At 60.3% G+C, this 16303-nt stretch carries 17 protein-coding genes; 13 read left to right on the forward strand and 4 right to left on the reverse strand.

Going from position 1 to position 16303, the window contains the following annotated elements:
• The first annotated feature begins 86 nt into the window (after positions 1-86).
• From lysS to AC07V9_RS10400, 6 genes are all read left to right on the forward strand, one after another.
• The gene (gene lysS, locus AC07V9_RS10375) at positions 87-1589 is read left to right on the forward strand and encodes a lysine--tRNA ligase (RefSeq protein ID WP_495015624.1); all 1503 of its coding nucleotides are present in this window, start codon (positions 87-89) and stop codon (positions 1587-1589) included.
• 229 nt (positions 1590-1818) lie between these two features.
• Positions 1819-2550: a TetR/AcrR family transcriptional regulator gene (locus AC07V9_RS10380; protein WP_495015625.1), complete on the forward strand. Its 732-nt coding sequence runs from the start codon at positions 1819-1821 to the stop codon at positions 2548-2550.
• Between the two features lie 37 nt (positions 2551-2587).
• Positions 2588-3145 (forward strand): hypothetical protein, encoded by a 558-nt coding sequence (locus AC07V9_RS10385; protein WP_495015626.1) that lies wholly within the window; start codon positions 2588-2590, stop codon positions 3143-3145.
• A gap of 27 nt (positions 3146-3172) precedes the next feature.
• Positions 3173-4450 carry a flavohemoglobin expression-modulating QEGLA motif protein gene (locus tag AC07V9_RS10390; protein WP_495015627.1) on the forward strand — a complete coding sequence of 426 codons (1278 nt, stop codon included), beginning with the start codon at positions 3173-3175 and terminating at the stop codon, positions 4448-4450.
• Positions 4451-4604: 154 nt separating this feature from the next.
• Positions 4605-5573, forward strand: a complete 969-nt coding sequence (locus tag AC07V9_RS10395) for an alpha/beta hydrolase (protein ID WP_495015628.1) — start codon at positions 4605-4607, stop codon at positions 5571-5573.
• Positions 5570-5896: a PA3694 family proteiin gene (locus AC07V9_RS10400; RefSeq protein WP_495015629.1), complete on the forward strand. Its 327-nt coding sequence runs from the start codon at positions 5570-5572 to the stop codon at positions 5894-5896. The genes AC07V9_RS10395 and AC07V9_RS10400 overlap by 4 nt, the downstream gene beginning before the upstream one ends.
• 64 nt (positions 5897-5960) lie before the next feature.
• Here the strand turns inward: AC07V9_RS10400 and lptF are convergent, their stop codons facing one another.
• From lptF to AC07V9_RS10415, 3 genes are all read right to left on the reverse strand, one after another.
• On the reverse strand, positions 5961-6743 hold the full coding sequence (lptF, locus tag AC07V9_RS10405; protein ID WP_495015630.1) for a lipotoxin F family OmpA-related lipoprotein LptF: 783 nt from the start codon (positions 6741-6743) through the stop codon (positions 5961-5963).
• Between the two features lie 48 nt (positions 6744-6791).
• Positions 6792-7217, reverse strand: coding sequence for a DUF4398 domain-containing protein (locus AC07V9_RS10410; RefSeq protein ID WP_495015631.1), 426 nt, complete (start codon positions 7215-7217; stop codon positions 6792-6794).
• Positions 7218-7496: 279 nt separating this feature from the next.
• Positions 7497-7841 carry a pilin assembly protein gene (locus AC07V9_RS10415; RefSeq protein WP_495015632.1) on the reverse strand — a complete coding sequence of 115 codons (345 nt, stop codon included), beginning with the start codon at positions 7839-7841 and terminating at the stop codon, positions 7497-7499.
• A 234-nt stretch (positions 7842-8075) separates the two neighbouring features.
• On the opposite strand from AC07V9_RS10415, the gene ppc reads away from it, so the two are divergent.
• The 6 genes from ppc (at position 8076) to AC07V9_RS10445 (ending at position 14678) form a co-directional block, all read left to right on the forward strand.
• Positions 8076-10712, forward strand: coding sequence for a phosphoenolpyruvate carboxylase (gene ppc / locus AC07V9_RS10420; protein ID WP_495015633.1), 2637 nt, complete (start codon positions 8076-8078; stop codon positions 10710-10712).
• Positions 10713-10996: 284 nt separating this feature from the next.
• A complete protein-coding gene (gene adk, locus AC07V9_RS10425; protein ID WP_495015634.1) occupies positions 10997-11644 on the forward strand; it encodes an adenylate kinase in 648 nt (215 codons plus the stop codon).
• A 116-nt stretch (positions 11645-11760) separates the two neighbouring features.
• Positions 11761-12435 carry a tRNA (adenosine(37)-N6)-threonylcarbamoyltransferase complex dimerization subunit type 1 TsaB gene (gene tsaB, locus AC07V9_RS10430; protein ID WP_495015635.1) on the forward strand — a complete coding sequence of 225 codons (675 nt, stop codon included), beginning with the start codon at positions 11761-11763 and terminating at the stop codon, positions 12433-12435.
• Positions 12436-12771: 336 nt separating this feature from the next.
• Positions 12772-13065 carry a hypothetical protein gene (locus tag AC07V9_RS10435; RefSeq protein WP_495015636.1) on the forward strand — a complete coding sequence of 98 codons (294 nt, stop codon included), beginning with the start codon at positions 12772-12774 and terminating at the stop codon, positions 13063-13065.
• 2 nt (positions 13066-13067) lie between these two features.
• A complete protein-coding gene (locus tag AC07V9_RS10440) occupies positions 13068-13934 on the forward strand; it encodes a DUF72 domain-containing protein (RefSeq protein WP_495015792.1) in 867 nt (288 codons plus the stop codon).
• 45 nt (positions 13935-13979) lie between these two features.
• On the forward strand, positions 13980-14678 hold the full coding sequence (locus AC07V9_RS10445; RefSeq protein WP_495015637.1) for an extensin-like domain-containing protein: 699 nt from the start codon (positions 13980-13982) through the stop codon (positions 14676-14678).
• A gap of 10 nt (positions 14679-14688) precedes the next feature.
• Here AC07V9_RS10445 and AC07V9_RS10450 read toward each other — a convergent pair whose 3' ends face one another.
• A complete protein-coding gene (locus AC07V9_RS10450; RefSeq protein ID WP_495015638.1) occupies positions 14689-15315 on the reverse strand; it encodes an energy transducer TonB in 627 nt (208 codons plus the stop codon).
• A 98-nt stretch (positions 15316-15413) separates the two neighbouring features.
• On the opposite strand from AC07V9_RS10450, the gene AC07V9_RS10455 reads away from it, so the two are divergent.
• Entirely contained in the window at positions 15414-16196 is a 783-nt protein-coding gene (locus AC07V9_RS10455) for a class I SAM-dependent methyltransferase (protein WP_495015639.1), read from the forward strand.
• Positions 16197-16303: the final 107 nt, after the last annotated feature.

Here is a 16303-nt window from a genome sequence, read left to right on the forward strand (position 1 = left end):
GGGTGCGGCGCACTTCATGCGCGACCGGCCCGCGATCCCTTGCCCTTGGCAAGAAGCAACGAACCTGTGATGGAAAATCTGAAGACATGAGCGACCAACAACTCGACCCGCAAGCCCAGCAACAGGAAGAAAACACCCTGATCGCCCTGCGCAAGGAAAAGCTTGCTGCCGAGCGCGCCAAGGGTAACGCCTTCCCGAACGACTTCCGCCGCGAAAACTACTGCAACGACCTGCAGAAACAGTACGCGGACAAGACCAAGGAAGAGCTGGCTGAAGCGGCGATTCCGGTCAAGGTTGCAGGTCGCATCATGCTCAACCGTGGCTCGTTCATGGTGATCCAGGACATGACCGGTCGCATTCAGGTCTACGTCAACCGCAAGACCCTCTCTGAAGAAACCCTGGCCTCGGTGAAAACCTGGGACATGGGCGACATCATCGCCGCAGAAGGCACCCTGGCCCGTTCCGGCAAGGGCGACCTGTACGTCGAGATGACCAGCGTGCGTCTGCTGACCAAGTCCCTGCGTCCGCTGCCTGACAAGCATCACGGCCTGACCGACACCGAGCAGCGCTACCGCCAGCGCTACGTCGACCTGATCGTCAACGAAGACGTGCGCGAAACCTTCCGCGTGCGCTCGCAAGTCATCGCTCACATCCGCAGCTTCCTGATGAAGCGCGACTTCCTGGAAGTCGAAACGCCGATGCTGCAGACCATTCCGGGCGGCGCGGCGGCCAAGCCGTTCGAAACCCACCACAATGCGCTGGACATGGAAATGTTCCTGCGTATCGCGCCTGAGCTGTACCTCAAGCGCCTGGTGGTTGGCGGCTTTGAGAAGGTGTTCGAGATCAACCGCAACTTCCGTAACGAGGGCGTCTCGACCCGTCACAACCCTGAATTCACCATGTTGGAGTTCTACCAGGCTTACGCCGACTACGAAGACAACATGGACCTGACCGAAGAGCTGTTCCGCGAACTGGCGCAGCTGGTTCTGGGCAGCACCGACGTGCCGTACGGCGACAAGGTGTTCCATTTCGGCGAGCCGTTCGCGCGTCTGTCGGTGTTCGATTCGATCCTGAAATACAACCCGGACATCAGCGCTGACGACCTGAACGACATCGACAAGGCTCGCGCCATCGCCAAGAAGGCCGGCGCCAAGGTGCTGGGCTTCGAAGGTCTGGGCAAGCTGCAGGTGATGATTTTCGAAGAGCTGGTCGAGCACAAGCTGGAACAGCCGCACTTCATTACCCAGTACCCGTTCGAAGTGTCGCCGCTGGCACGCCGTAACGACGAAAACCCGAACGTCACCGACCGTTTCGAGCTGTTCATCGGTGGTCGTGAAATCGCCAATGCCTACTCCGAGTTGAACGACGCGGAAGATCAGGCCGAGCGTTTCATGGCCCAGGTGGCCGACAAGGACGCGGGCGACGACGAAGCCATGCATTACGACGCCGACTTCGTTCGCGCGCTGGAATACGGCATGCCGCCAACGGCGGGCGAGGGCATTGGCATCGACCGTCTGGTCATGCTGCTGACCAACTCGCCGTCGATCCGCGACGTCATCCTGTTCCCGCACATGCGGCCTCAGGCGTAAGCATCACCCCAAGAGCCGCCTGAGCAGGGCGGCTTTTTTTTGCCTGTTTGATGAGCGCGGGAAACTCTGTGGGAGCGAATTCATTCGCGAAAAATGTGTCAGGCGATGAAGATGTAGCGTTCGTAAGCCCGCATCGCGAATGATTTCGCTCCCACAGGGAGGTCGGCGATTGCCCGGACAATGGCTTCAAACCGCAACTCAAGCACATTCAGAGAAAGGAAAACCTGTCGTGAATCGTACGATCGCTCAAAAGGGAGCCGCCGGATTGGCTACCGCCGTTGCGCAGAGTGTTCAGTATCAGGGTCGCAAAGCGAGCCGACAGGGCAGCGAGCAACGCCGCCAGCAGATTCTCGACGCCGCCATGCGTATCCTCATCCGCGATGGCGTGCGGGCCGTGCGCCACCGTGCCGTGGCCGCCGAGGCGCAAGTGCCGCTGTCTGCCACCACCTACTATTTCAAGGACATCGACGACCTGCTCACCGATGCCTTCGCCCAATACGTCGAACGCAGCGCCGCTTACATGGCCAAGCTGTGGACCAGCACCGAAGCCTTGCTGCGTGAAATGGTCGCGCGCAACGACGGCAGCGTCGAAGCCCGCGCGCGGCTAGCCGATGAAATCGCCCGCATGACCATGGAGTACGTGCGCCATCAGTTGCAGACCCGCCGCGATCAGTTGATCGCCGAGCACGCGTTTCGGCTTGAGGCGCTGATCAACCCGCGCCTGGCGCCATTGGTGGCAGCGCATCAGGAGATTCTTTTGCAGGGAAGTGCCCAGTTTCTCGAGGTCATGGGCTCAACCCAACCGCAACTGGATGCTCAAGTGTTGACGGGTGTTATCGGCCGGATGGAATATCAGGGCCTGTTGGACGGGCCGACGCCCGACGCAGACGAGCACATGCTCGCTATTCTTGTTCGCCAGATGCGTCTGGTGTTGGGCACTGCCAAGCCAGCGGTTGGCTGAGCGTCTTCTAATCAGGTGCGGGTTTCAGGAGAAAGCGATGAAAGTCTGGAGCGTCTTGCTCGCCTTGTCCTTCGCGCTGTTGAGCGGCTGCCTGGTGACGTTCAAGGACCCGATCCCGACCCGCGACACCGCGCCGCCAAAGCTGCTCGGCACCTGGACCAGCAAGAACGCTTGGGGTGAGCCGCTGGAGCTGGAAATCAGCCGCGCCGGCACCGATCAGTACAAAGCGGTCAGCTATCGCAAGGGCGACCGCAAAAACCGTGACGAATACACCTTCACCGTGTCCCGGCACGGCGGCCGCTGGTACGTTTCGGCGGCGCTGCCTGACAAGTACGGCGCCAATTACGTGATCGCCGGCTTCGATCTGGTGGACAACGAAAACGCCGCCGACGAGCTGGACATCTACGACCTGGACCTTGAGCGCGTGCAGCAGCTGGTCGAGCAAAAGACTTTCGAAGGGCAGCCGATCGAAACCGAGAAGGGCGACGGCGTGCTCATCACCACGTCGATGGACAAGGTGTTCGCTTATCTGGACGACACGGCCAATTCCGACGTCTTCCTCAAGGCGGCCCAATATCAGCGCATGACCCCCTAGCGCACGGATTAACCACAGGAGTAACGGGTGGACGAATACCAGCAGACCATTCGCACGCTGTCCGATCGCATCGTGTTGGCCCAGACGCCGATTCGCGTGCTCGACGCGGTGAAATGGGACGACAGCATTCGCAAGAACTTCCTGGCGGCCAAGGGCAAGCAACTGCCCGAAGTCGATCGCGCCTACTACGAGAGTCGCCCGCTGGGCTTCGACTCCGGCGCGTTGAAGCTCGAATTCCAGAACATCGAACGCGACATCACCCGGCAACTGGGGCAGTTCAACCCGGTTGGGCAAATCATGCGGCGCATGTGCAAGGAATACCGCATGGTCATCCGCATGCTCGAAGCGCGGGGCACGCCGGATTTCGGTCTGATTTCCCAGGAGCTGTATGGCGCGGCGTCCGATGCGTTTCATGCTGGCGACCCGACGCTGGCCGATCTGGGCCTGATGCTCTCGGACTACCTCAACAACATCGCCGGGCGTGGCGACCTCAAGGACGAGCCGAAAACCCTGAATGCCAAGGATGCGGTGGCGATGCTGCAAAGCCGCCTGAACCGTACCTTTGGTGAAGCGGAAGAAACCATTCGGGTCTTCGAGTCCGACGGCATCGTCGCGGATGCAGCAGCCGGTGCCGACTACATCAAGATTCGCAGCGACGCGATGTTCAACGAGCGCGACGTGCGTGCGCTTGAGGTGCATGAAGGTTTGGTCCACGTAGGCACGACGCTCAATGGTCAGAACCAGCCGATCTGTACCTTCCTCGCCAAGGGCCCACCTTCGTCGACCGTGACCCAGGAAGGGCTGGCGATCCTGATGGAGGTGATCGGCTTCGCTTCCTATCCCAGCCGCCTGCGCAAGCTCACCAACCGCACCCGCGCCATTCATATGGCCGAGGAGGGCGCGGATTTCCTTCAGGTGTTCGAGTTCTACCGTGAGCAAGGCTTCGGCATGCCGGAAAGTTACGGCAACGCCAGTCGCGTTTTCCGAGGCTCGGTGCCGAATGGTCTGCCCTTCACCAAGGACCTTTCGTACCTCAAGGGTTTCATCATGGTTTACAACTACATTCAGTTGGCCGTGAGAAAGGGCAAGCTGGAGCAAGTGCCATTGCTGTTTTGCGGCAAGACCACGCTGGAGGACATGCGCACCTTGCGTCAGCTGGTGGATGAAGGCTTGGTGGTGCCGCCCAAGTACCTGCCCGACCAGTTCCGCGATATGAATGCGCTGTCGGCCTGGATGTGCTTCTCCAACTTCCTCAATCACCTGAGCCTGGACCGGATCGAGGCGGATTACTCGAATATCCTCTGATGGGTCGATGATGACCCCTGTGGGAGCGAATTCATTCGCGAGGGGCCCGTACATCCAAGAAAAATGGGTCGGATGTTCGACCGTTTCGCGAATGAATTCGCTCCCACAGGGGAACTTGTCGCTTGCCAATGCCTGCGTACGGGCGGCGACCATAATGAAAAAGGGACATCGCTTGAGGCCTCTTCTTACACTGCTCCTGCTGCTCTGCCTCAACGGCTGCAGCGAACTGCTGTTCTACCCCGAACGCGATGTGCCGCTGACGCCGGACAAGGCCCATATCGCCTGGCGCGACGTGACCCTCAAGGCAGCGGACGGCACCCGGCTCAACGCCTGGTTCCTGCCTGCCAAAGAAGGCGTCCCGGTCAAGGGCACGGTGCTGCATCTGCATGGCAACGGCGGCAACATGGCGTGGCATCTGAGCGGCAGTTGGTGGCTTCCCGAGCAGGGATACCAAGTGCTGTTGCTGGACTACCGCGGTTATGGCCACTCTCAGGGCGACCCCAGCCTGCCTGCGGTCTATCAGGACATCGACGCGGCCTTCGACTGGCTGAACAACGCGCCTGAAGTTCAGGGCAAACCCTTGGTGGTGTTGGGGCAAAGCATCGGCGGCGCATTGGGTGTGCACTATTTGGCCGAGCACCCGCAGCAGCGTTCACGGGTCAAGGCGCTGGTCCTCGACGGCACGCCAGCCAGCTATCGCGAAGTGGCGCGTTACACCTTGGGCGCGTCCTGGCTGACCTGGGCCTTCAAGCGGCCGCTGTCCTGGGTGATTCCCGACAGCGACAGTGCCGTCAACGGCATCGCACAGCTGAAAGGCACGCCCATGCTGCTGTTCCAGAGTCTGGACGACGCTCAGGTGCCGCTCTACAACGGCATCAGCCTGTACCAGGCCGCGCCGCCGCCCCGGGTCCTGCAACTGACCCGCGGTCCTCACGTGCAGACCTTTGGCGATCCGACCTGGCGTGAAGTCATGGTGCGGTATCTGGACGACCCGCTGCATTTCAACGGCCTGCGGCGTCTGGCCGAAATCCCCAATTACCCCGATCCAGATGCGAGCAAGAAGACTTCCTCTGCGCCGTCGGAAAACCCACCCGCAGCCCATGAGACAGAGCAACCGCAATGACTGAAGAGCGTAATGTCATTCCCCAGATCCTCACCGGCATCGCCTGTATTTTCGGCACCGTGGGGGTGTTGTGGTACTACGGCTACCTGCACTTCGCCAAGCCCGAAGATGCGCTGCAACTGAGCCAGTTCACAATGCTCAAGACCGTGCCGGGCGAAGAGTACAAAGTCGCTCTGGAGCCTGCGCCTCAGGTTGCGCAGTGCGTTGAAGGGGTGATGGTGCTGTTCGACACCGAACAAAAAGGCCTGACCGGCGTGCTGGTCAACGACCGCAAACAGGCTGTGCGCTGCATGGGTCAACAGACGCCGCAGCAGGTGCAGTGATTAAATAAAAAAGCCCCGCCAGGCGCAGCGTCTGGCGGGGCTTTCGTTTGTCGCTACAACCGGTTTATTGCATCGAAGAACGCGGTGCTACCGGCTGGTTGTCGTTGGAAATGGTCACTTCCACACGACGGTTCATGGCGCGGCCCGAGGCGCTGGCGTTGTCGGCGACCGGGTATTCCTTGCCATAACCCTGGGAAACGACGCGGTCCATGCCGACGCCCATCTTCACCAGCGCCATGCGCACGGAGTTGGCGCGACGCTCGGACAGCGATTGGTTGTAGCTGTCCGAGCCGGTGCTGTCGGTGTAACCCTCGACGATCACTTTGCGATCCGGGTTTTCCTGAAGGAACTGAGCCAGCTTGTTAACGTTGACCAGACCGGCCGATTTCAGCTCCGATTTGTTCAGGTCGAACAGTACGTCACCGAAAGTCACCAGCGTGCCGCGTTCGGTCTGCTTGGCGTTAAGGCTGTTCTGCAGCGCCTTGATCTGCGCGTCGCGAGCGTCCAGACGCGCCTGGGCACGTTGCGCCGAGGCGTTCTTCAGATCGTTTTCAGCGGTCTTCAGGTTAATGGTCTGCTTGGCCAGTTCGACGCGCTGATTGGTCAGATAAGCCAGTTGGTCGACTTTTTTCTGATCGTCATTGTTGCGGTAGGCGGCGTCGGCCTTGTCCAGCCACTCACTCGCATCCTTGGTTTCAAGGGCGGCCAGTTCGGTGGCTTTAGGGTTGCTTTGCAACGCGGAATAGTTGGTGCGGGCCTGTTCCAGGTTGACGTTAGGCTGATGGGAGCAAGCAGCCAGACCAACGCTCAGGGCCAGCAGGGCAGGGATAAGTACTTGTTTACGCATAATATTTTCGTCCTTTAAATCCATTGGCGATGCAGCAGATACGAAGGGTTACTGGCTGACCGGCTGAGCCTGGCGCAGACCTTCTTCACGCAGTTCGTTGACGCCCTGACGCGCGTCCTGCACCGCTTTCTGTGCTTTGGCGGCCTGTGCCTTGCGCTCGGCTACACGAGCGTCCCACTCAGCCTGCTCAGCGTACTTGCGTGCTTCGTCGTATTTCTTTTCCTGCATGGCCAGTTCGGCCTGCTTGAACTTGTCCTGCGCCGACTTCATTTCGACGGCGGCGTACTCGGTACCGCCAGCGCTGACCGCCGCATTCACGGCCGATTGCGTTACCGCATATTGCTCGCTGGGCGGCTTGCCCGCACAACCGGCGAGCAGCAGGCTGGTGCCCAGTGCCAGCGCGGCCAGTTTCAGCCCGCGCAGGCCGTTGGACGGGGTTTTGGCAGTGCTGATATTCATGGTGGTCAACTCCATTTTGTAGCTCCTGAAAAACGAGGGGGTCCATTTCAGTCATGGCCCTGGCGGGGCTGAAGATGAGTTCAAAACCCGCTGCCATTGGTCGGCTTTTTCTGTAATGGCTAACTGCTCCGACCCGTGGCTTTTTTGAATAGTTCAGACGTTTTGCTTCTCAAAACCGCGTGTTTTACTCCGAGCGGCAAATATGACGCTTGAAAATTGACGAAAAAAAATCCGCGTCGTCCCCGGTTTTCAGGGATGACGCGGGATTTGAACAGTCGAAAAGCGACGTCGTGATCAGTGCTGTTGGCTGTCTTTCTGATCGGAAAGATCCTGCAGGTAACGACGCGACAACGCGAGGAAACGAGGCGTTGGGCCGACGTCTTCATAGAGCGGGTCACCTTCTTCGTCGGTGGCGACCACATGCTGGCCCTGAATGTAGGGAAAGCTGGCTTCGAGCTCTTCGAGAGCGGCGCCCAGCAGCTCGCCCATCAATTCTTCAGGGGTGCGCTTGGGGTACATTTCGGCGAGAGCGGCCAGGCGTGCCGCAGCTTCAACATCCAGGTGCACCGCGTAGCCGGTTTTGGTCAGACGGCCTTTTGCAGAATCTTCCCACTGTTTTGCGAGCTCTCGGATTTTCATAAAAACCTCTTCACAGGCCCGTGTGATGGCGGGCTCAGGCGAATGTTCGAGCCCTCATGAGGCCCGTGGATGAGACTAGCTTGCTCCCGGCAGATGTGTGGCAAAGGGTTGCGCAGGTGCACGAATTTGTCGCTCTATACACATAGATAGAGGCAAAACGTGTCAGGGCGTTCAGTTTCGACTGATCGGACAGGCTCAGGGCAGAACAACAAAAACGCTGAAGGAGAAGGCTGGATGGCTGATATCGATGCACGTTTGCGCGAGGACGTTCACCTGCTGGGTGAGCTGTTGGGCAATACCATTCGTGATCAGCATGGGGCTGATTTTCTCGAGAAGATCGAGCGCATTCGCAAGAGTGCCAAGGCCGGGCGCCATGGTTCGACCCAGGGCACCGAGCAACTGAGTTCCAACCTGGAAAGCCTGGGTGAAGACGAGCTGCTGCCGGTGGCGCGCGCGTTCAACCAGTTTCTCAACCTGGCCAACATCGCCGAGCAATATCAGCTGATCCACCGCCGCGACGACAGCAAGCCGCTGCCCTTCGAATCGCGGGTGCTGCCTGAGCTGTTGGAGCGTTTGAAGGCCAGCGGTCAGTCACCTGAAGCGCTGGCGCGGCAACTGGGCAAGCTGGAAATCGAGCTGGTGCTCACGGCCCACCCCACTGAAGTGGCACGCCGCACCCTCATTCAGAAATACGACGCCATCGCCGCACAACTGGCGGCCCTCGACCATCGCGATCTTAATCGTCTGGAGCGCGAGCAGATCACCGAACGCTTGCAGCGCCTGATCGCCGAAGCTTGGCACACCGAGGAAATCCGCCGCATTCGACCCACTCCAGTGGATGAAGCGAAATGGGGCTTTGCCGTGATCGAAAACTCGCTGTGGCAGGCGATCCCCAATTACCTGCGCAAGGCCGATCAGGCGCTGCACGCCGCGACCGGCCTGCATTTGCCACTGGAAGCTGCGCCCATTCGCTTTGCGTCCTGGATGGGCGGCGACCGCGACGGCAACCCGAACGTGACGGCGGCGGTGACCCGTGAAGTCTTGCTGCTGGCGCGCTGGATGGCTGCCGACTTGTACCTGCGCGATGTCGATCAACTGGCCGCCGAATTGTCGATGCAACAGGCCAGCCCTGCTTTGCTGGCCGTGGCCGGGGAGGGTGCAGAACCTTATCGCAGCGTGCTCAAGCAACTGCGTGAACGCCTGCGCGCCACTCGCAACTGGGCCCATGCCTCGCTCAAGGTCACCCAGCCGGCGCCGGAAGGGGTGCTGCACAGTAACCGCGAGTTACTCGAACCCTTGCAGTTGTGTTTCCAGTCATTGCACGAGTGCGGCATGGGCGTCATTGCTGATGGCCCGCTGCTCGATTGCCTGCGCCGCGCCGTTACCTTCGGCCTGTTCCTGGTCAAGCTCGACGTGCGTCAGGATTCCACCCGGCACAGCGCGGCGATGAGCGAAATCACCGATTACCTGGGCCTTGGCCGCTACAACGAGTGGGACGAAGAGGCGCGCATCGAGTTTCTGTTGCGTGAGCTGAGCAACAAGCGCCCGCTGCTGCCTGGGCATTTCAAACCCGCCGCCGACACCGCCGAGGTGCTCGTGACCTGTCGTGAAGTGGCCGCCGCACCTGCGGCGTCGCTGGGTTCTTACGTCATCTCCATGGCGGGCGCGGCGTCCGATGTGCTGGCTGTGCAATTGCTCTTGAAAGAAGCCGGTCTGCAACGTCCGATGCGCGTGGTGCCGCTGTTCGAAACCCTCGCCGACCTCGACAACGCGGGGCCTGTCATCGAGCACCTGCTGAGCCTGCCCGGTTACCGCGCGCGCCTGCACGGGCCACAAGAGGTGATGATCGGCTATTCCGATTCGGCAAAAGATGCCGGCACCACAGCGGCTGCCTGGGCGCAATATCGAGCGCAGGAGCGACTCGTGGACATCTGCCGCGCCCAGCAGGTTGAGCTGCTGTTGTTCCATGGTCGCGGAGGCACCGTTGGACGTGGCGGCGGCCCGGCGCACGCGGCGATCCTGTCGCAACCGCCGGGGTCAGTGGCCGGGCGTTTCCGCACCACCGAACAGGGCGAGATGATCCGGTTCAAATTCGGTCTGCCCGACATCGCCGAACAGAATCTCAACCTTTATCTGGCAGCCGTGCTTGAGGCGACCCTGCAGCCTCCGCCGCTGCCAGAGCCTGCCTGGCGTCAGATGATGGATGAACTGGCCGCTGATGGCGTAAAAGCCTATCGCGCGGTGGTGCGGGAGAATCCGGAGTTCGTCGAGTATTTCCGTCAGGCCACGCCGGAGCAGGAACTCGGGCGCCTGCCGCTGGGCAGTCGACCGGCCAAACGACGCGAAGGCGGGGTCGAAAGCCTGCGCGCCATTCCGTGGATTTTCGCCTGGACCCAGACGCGCCTGATGCTGCCCGCCTGGCTGGGCTGGGAAGAGGCCCTGAGCAAGGCGCTGGAACGAGGGCAGGGCGATCTGCTGGGTCAGATGCGCGAGCAATGGCCGTTTTTCCGCACCCGAATCGACATGCTCGAAATGGTGCTGGCCAAGGCCGACAGCGACATCGCGCAACTGTATGACGAGCGTCTGGTGGAGCCGGAGCTGCTGCATTTGGGGGCACATTTGCGCGACCTATTGTCGCAGGCGTGCAACGTGGTGCTGGGCCTGACCGGTCAATCGCAGCTGCTCGCCCACAGCCCGGAAACCCTTGAGTTCATCAGCCTGCGCAACACCTACCTCGATCCCCTTCATCTATTGCAGGCCGAGCTGCTTGCCCGCTCGCGACGCCAGGATGCCAGTCTGGACAGTCCTTTGGTACAGGCGCTGCTGGTGTCTGTTGCAGGCATTGCCGCCGGTTTGCGTAACACAGGCTAAGGTGAGGTTTCCTACGCGGGTGAGGGCGAAAGCCTTCATCTCGCGGAGTGTGGCTGATCGACGCTGAAACATCCTCCCGAAGTTGCGCCAGGTCAAACCCATGTATTGATCGTTAGCAAGCGACTGGTTTATCACGGGTTGCTGCGACTTTTGGCGTCTTGTGCGGCATGAATCGGCTGTGTATCTTGATCAGCCTTTGGCCGTTGGGTCAGTAATCTTTTTAAGTGATTGGCCCCATTTAGGCGAATCCGACGAAATCTCTATAAAAATTGAGGAGCACAACAATGCGCGTGATTCTGCTGGGAGCTCCCGGGGCCGGTAAAGGTACTCAGGCAACGTTCATTACCAAGCAATTCGACATCCCGCAAATCTCCACCGGTGACATGCTGCGCGCAGCGGTCAAGGCGGGCACCGAACTGGGTCTGAAGGCCAAGAGCGTCATGGACAGCGGCGGTCTGGTTTCCGATGACCTGATCATCGGTCTGATCAAGGATCGCCTGGCGCAGCCAGATTGCGTCAACGGTTGCCTGTTCGACGGTTTCCCACGCACCATTCCTCAGGCTGAAGCCCTGAAGAACGCGGGTCTGGCTATCGATCACGTGGTAGAGATCAAGGTCGACGACGAAGAAATCGTCCAGCGCATTTCCGGCCGTCGTGTGCACGAAGGTTCGGGCCGCGTTTACCACACCATCCATAACCCGCCGAAGGTCGAAGGCGTGGATGATGTGACAGGCGAGCCGCTGGTTCAGCGTAAAGACGACGTCGAAGAAACCGTACGTCATCGCCTGTCGGTCTATCACGCGCAGACCGAGCCTCTGGTCGAGTTCTACAAAAAGCTCGAAGAGAAAGACGGCACGCCGAAGTTCAGCAGCATTCCGGGTGTCGGTTCGGTCGAGCAGATCACCTCGAAAGTGAAGCAAGCACTGGCCTGATCCTCGATCGGCGCAGTGAAACACGGCCCGCTTGCGGGCCGTTGTTGTTTATAATGCGGCCCTCTTTGTGTAACCCTTTTTTGCACAGCCCTTCTCGTATAACCGTGGAAACCCCGATGACGACCTTGCTGGCCCTGGACACCGCCACTGAAGCCTGCTCAGTCGCTTTGCTGCACGATGGCAAAGTGCTGACTCACTACGAGGTGATCCCGCGTCTGCACGCGCAGAAACTGCTGCCCATGATCAAGGACCTGCTGGCCGAGGCGGGCGTTGGCCTGTCGGCGCTGGATGCCATTGCCTTCGGGCGCGGGCCGGGCGCTTTCACCGGTGTGCGCATTGCCATCGGCGTGGTGCAGGGGCTGGCATTCGGTCTGGATCGCCCGGTGCTACCGGTATCCAACCTGGCCGTGCTGGCCCAACGCGCGTTGCGTGAGCAGGGCGTCAATCAAGTCGCGGCTGCCATCGATGCGCGCATGGATGAGGTGTACTGGGGTTGCTATCGAGAAGTGGCCGGCGAAATGCGGCTGGTGGGCGATGAGGCGGTGATGCCCCCAGAACGCGCCGCGCTGCCGACCGATGCGTCGGGCGACTGGTTCGGTGCTGGCACGGGTTGGGGGTATGGCGATCGCATCGCCGTACCGCTGTCTGGCCAGGATGCCACCCTGCTGCCCCATGCCCAGGATTTGCTGACCCTCGGCACTTTCGCCTGGCATCGCGGTGAGGCCATCGTGGCGGATCAGGCACAGCCGGTGTACCTGCGCGACAAAGTGGCCACGCCCAAGGCGCGATGATCACCGTCGTTGATCCTTGCGGATGAAATACGGTGCCAATCTGTGGGCGAATTCATTCGCGAGGCTTTGGCACAGCCGGTACATCTCTATCGGCCGAGCTATTTTTCGCGAATGAATTCGCTCCCACAGTGGCCTGGGGAGCGTCTGAAAAGCGCGACCTGCACGCTCAATCTGCGACCCAGGTCACAGCAATAGCTACCGTTCGGCGACAAAAGCCGATTTTCTGCCCAGTGGCTTTAAACGTTTTGTAATAACTGTGGTCTAGTTATCGTTCGCGAATTGCTTAAGTGCGTTCGTGAGATTAAATTGCCACTACAAGACGCCGAGTAAGCATCGATGCGGATTAACGGTCCTTCACAACGTTCATACCCGATAAAGCGCAAGCCCCGCAAAGGCCCTGCGACGATCGATGACGTCTCTGAAGAGGTGATCGACGACGTGGTTGAAGTCGTTCCGCAAAGCGCGCGTCGCCAGACCGGCAGCACCGCCAATGTGCCAGCCCGTCAGCAGGACATCATTTTCCCTCGTGCCATGAGCAGTCGCGTTGCCCATGCGCTGAGCAGCTACCTGACGACCTCTACCTTCGTCGACTGGGACCTTGAAGTCTCGGGGCTTGATTTGCACGTTTGAACATCGCCAACCCGCCTTATTACATCGGTTGTCCGTCGTGGAGTGAAAACGCCTGGCGCGATTCGCTGTACCCGCCTGATGCCCGCAGCGCCGATTATCTGGAGCTTTACGCTCAGGTCTTCAACGCCGTCGAAGGCAACACTACCTTTTATGCCCGCCCCAAGGACACCACCGTTCAACGCTGGGCGCAGGTTTTGCCTGCGCATTTTCGTTTCACGGCTAAGTTTCCCGGTGACATCAGCCACGCGGGCGACCTGCGCGAACACCTGACGGCTGCCGAAGATTTCCTGCGCTTGCTCGCGCCTCTGGGCGATAGGGTTCAGCCGTTGTGGCTGCAGCTGCCCAAGAGTTTCACCCCCAATCGTCTGGGCGAACTGGCCACGTTCATCGACGCGCTGGGAGGCCGGGCGCTGGCAGTGGAAGTTCGCAACATGGCGTTTTTCAACAAGGGCGAAGAAGAGCGCATGCTCAATCGTCTTTTGCTGGATCGCGGCGTCGAGCGCATCTGTCTGGATTCCCGACCGCTGTTCAGCTGCATCTCCGATGACCCGGCCGTGCTGCACGCACAGTCGAAAAAACCGAAAGTGCCACCCCGACCTGCGGCGTTGACGCAGTTCCCCCAAGTGCGTTTTATCGGGCGTCCGGAGCTGGAGGCCAACGACAGCTTCATCGAGCAGTGGGCGCTGAAGGTCGCTGGCTGGATCGAAGAAGGGCGCACGCCCTATGTCTTCCTGCATACGCCTGACAACGTTCAGGCACCCGAGCTTGCCAGACGTTTCCATCAACAGCTGATGACATTGCTTCCTGGCCTGCCGGAATTGCCCCAGCTGGAACGTGGGCCACAGGTGGAGCAACTCGGGCTGCTCTGAGGTCGATAGGGTGGACGCCTTCTTCCACCTCGCGGAAACCTGCCCATGCGTGGATCTACACTGTTCCTGGTTTTTTTGCTGATCGGCGCCAGCCTTGCCGTTTGTGTCTGGCGCGGTTGGCTGCCTCTCGCCGATCGCTGGAACCCCTGGGCGCCGCTGGACGTGCGCGAGCAGCCTAATCTGCTAACCCCGTTCAAACTGTGGCGTCTGCAGGATGATCCTGCCTTGTGTGACCAGGCGCTGCAAACCTCCAGCCTGCGTTACGCCCATCAGGCCAACAGCGGCCCCGACGCCAAATGCCCGCTGAGCAACACGCTGCGGATTCAAGGCGGGGATGTGGCGCTGAGCAGCAGTTTTCTCTCAAGCTGCCCGTTGGCGGTGGCGTATGCGCTGTTCGACATCCATGGCCTGCAACCCGCTGCGCAAGCGGTGTTTGGGCAGAGGGTCACGCAAATCGATCACCTCGGCAGCTTTGCCTGTCGCAATGTCTACAACCGCACTGAAGGGAGACTCAGTCAGCATGCGTCGGCCAACGCGCTGGATATCGCCGGGTTTCGTCTGGCGGACGGCAGGCGGATTTCCGTGCTCAAGGACTGGAAAGATGACGGCGATAACGGGAAATTTCTGAGGCTGGTCAGGGAGGGCGCCTGTCGGCAGTTCAATACCGTGCTTGGGCCGGACTACAACGCCGCGCACCGGAATCATTTTCACGTGGACATGGGGCGTTGGCGGGTGTGTCGTTAATTCGGCGGGATCAAGCGGCGATGCGCAGGTTCTGCAGCACGATCGGACGTGCCCAACCGGTGTCGAACTCCAGGTTGCGCTGTTGTTCGGTCAGTTCGATGGCACTGTACGGCGTGGCAGGTTTGTCAGCCAAGTCCCATTCGAACTCGGCGATGGGCAGGAACAGTGGGCGAGGGGCGGGGCCTGGGCCCGGATCGACGCTGTCGTCATAAGGATTCAGCACGGTCGGGCGAACCCAGTTGCTGTCGATTTCGAGGTTGCGCTGCTGTTCGATCATCTCGCTGGCGCTGAACGGCACCGGCGGCTTGGCCAAGTCCCATTCGAATTCGGCGATGGGGAGAAACAGCGGCTCTGGTGGGGCAATTTCCTTGTCTGCCACCGGGCATTCGCGCTGTTCGACGATTTTGCTCAGGGTTTTGGCGCCGGCGATCGGCTCGCCGGTCATGCTATCCGTTGCGGCAGGGAGACTGAATTCGGCCGGGGTGGCTGCGTTATCGTCGACCTGCTGCGCCATCGCACGGGCAAACGCATCCTGCCAGAGCTGCGTGACGCCGCTCAGGGTTTCGGTATTGCGTACGCTGTAGTCGCCTGCGTACGTCAAATAACCTATTGAGGATGCTTGCTGAATGTCTGACATAAGCGCTCAGTACATGCCGTGGGTCTGGCAAAATGCCGGATACTTTCGTTATCGGCAGATGTTGCCAATCATTAAGAAAATTTGAGCGTGTTGAAGACATGACTGAGCAACAAGCGGGCAGCCGCATTCGGGTCGAAGCCCTGACATCCGAAGCCTTGGAAAAAGCCGAGCAATGGGCCCAGCGTCTGGGCCTGCCGCTGGACGACGCCGGAGCCGACTTCGCTCTGCAACTGAACGACGATGGCTTGCAGTTGCAGCAGTTGGGCGACGACGCGCCGGGCCCGGTTCGGGTGGATTTCGTTGAGGGTAAAGCGGCCCATCGACGTCTGTTCGGTGGCGGCAGCGGGCAGATGATCGCCAAGGCTGTGGGTATCCAGCCCGGTGTGCGGCCTCGGGTGCTGGATGCCACGGCCGGCATGGGCAAGGACGCGTTCGTGCTGGCAAGCCTGGGTTGCGAGATGAGCCTGATCGAACGTCAGCCGATCATCGCCGCACTGCTGGAAGACGGATTGGTGCGGGGTACTCAGGATCTGGAGGTGGGCCCGATCATCAGTCAGATGCGCCTGTTCACGGGCAATTCCATCGAGCTGATGCGCCACTGGGACGGCGAGCCGCCGCAGGTGATCTATCTGGACCCGATGTTTCCTCATCGTGAGAAAACCGCGCTGGTGAAGAAGGAAATGCGCTTGTTCCGGCCCCTTGTCGGCGATGACATGGACGCACCGGCTTTGCTGGAAGCGGCACTCGCTCTGGCGACGCATCGCGTGGTGGTCAAGCGCCCGCGAAAGGCGCCGTGCATCGAAGGGGTAAAGCCCAGCTATGCGCTGGATGGCAAATCCAGCCGCTATGACATTTATCCGAAGAAGGCGTTGAAGCCCTGATGGGCGAGGGACGCCGCTCAACTCGAATTTGCCCTCGAACCTGTGGGAGCGAATTCATTCGCGAAGCGGTGTTTGAGACGTTGGATCTCTATCGACTGCACCAGCCT

The sequence above is a fragment of the Pseudomonas sp. GW821-FHT02A11 genome (assembly GCF_059421985.1).

Excerpts from the sequence above, each read along its gene's own strand:
- lptF (WP_495015630.1), bottom strand. The coding sequence starts at position 6,743 with ATGCGTAAACAAGTACTTATCCCTGCCCTGCTGGCCCTGAGCGTTGGT.
- AC07V9_RS10455 (WP_495015639.1), top strand. The coding sequence starts at position 15,414 with ATGACTGAGCAACAAGCGGGCAGCCGCATTCGGGTCGAAGCCCTGACA.
- AC07V9_RS10445 (WP_495015637.1), top strand. The coding sequence starts at position 13,980 with ATGCGTGGATCTACACTGTTCCTGGTTTTTTTGCTGATCGGCGCCAGC.
- AC07V9_RS10395 (WP_495015628.1), top strand. The coding sequence starts at position 4,605 with ATGAAAAAGGGACATCGCTTGAGGCCTCTTCTTACACTGCTCCTGCTG.
- AC07V9_RS10435 (WP_495015636.1), top strand. The coding sequence starts at position 12,772 with ATGCGGATTAACGGTCCTTCACAACGTTCATACCCGATAAAGCGCAAG.
- tsaB (WP_495015635.1), top strand. The coding sequence starts at position 11,761 with ATGACGACCTTGCTGGCCCTGGACACCGCCACTGAAGCCTGCTCAGTC.
- AC07V9_RS10450 (WP_495015638.1), bottom strand. The coding sequence starts at position 15,315 with ATGTCAGACATTCAGCAAGCATCCTCAATAGGTTATTTGACGTACGCA.
- adk (WP_495015634.1), top strand. The coding sequence starts at position 10,997 with ATGCGCGTGATTCTGCTGGGAGCTCCCGGGGCCGGTAAAGGTACTCAG.
- AC07V9_RS10415 (WP_495015632.1), bottom strand. The coding sequence starts at position 7,841 with ATGAAAATCCGAGAGCTCGCAAAACAGTGGGAAGATTCTGCAAAAGGC.
- AC07V9_RS10385 (WP_495015626.1), top strand. The coding sequence starts at position 2,588 with ATGAAAGTCTGGAGCGTCTTGCTCGCCTTGTCCTTCGCGCTGTTGAGC.
- AC07V9_RS10400 (WP_495015629.1), top strand. The coding sequence starts at position 5,570 with ATGACTGAAGAGCGTAATGTCATTCCCCAGATCCTCACCGGCATCGCC.
- lysS (WP_495015624.1), top strand. The coding sequence starts at position 87 with ATGAGCGACCAACAACTCGACCCGCAAGCCCAGCAACAGGAAGAAAAC.
- AC07V9_RS10410 (WP_495015631.1), bottom strand. The coding sequence starts at position 7,217 with ATGGAGTTGACCACCATGAATATCAGCACTGCCAAAACCCCGTCCAAC.
- ppc (WP_495015633.1), top strand. The coding sequence starts at position 8,076 with ATGGCTGATATCGATGCACGTTTGCGCGAGGACGTTCACCTGCTGGGT.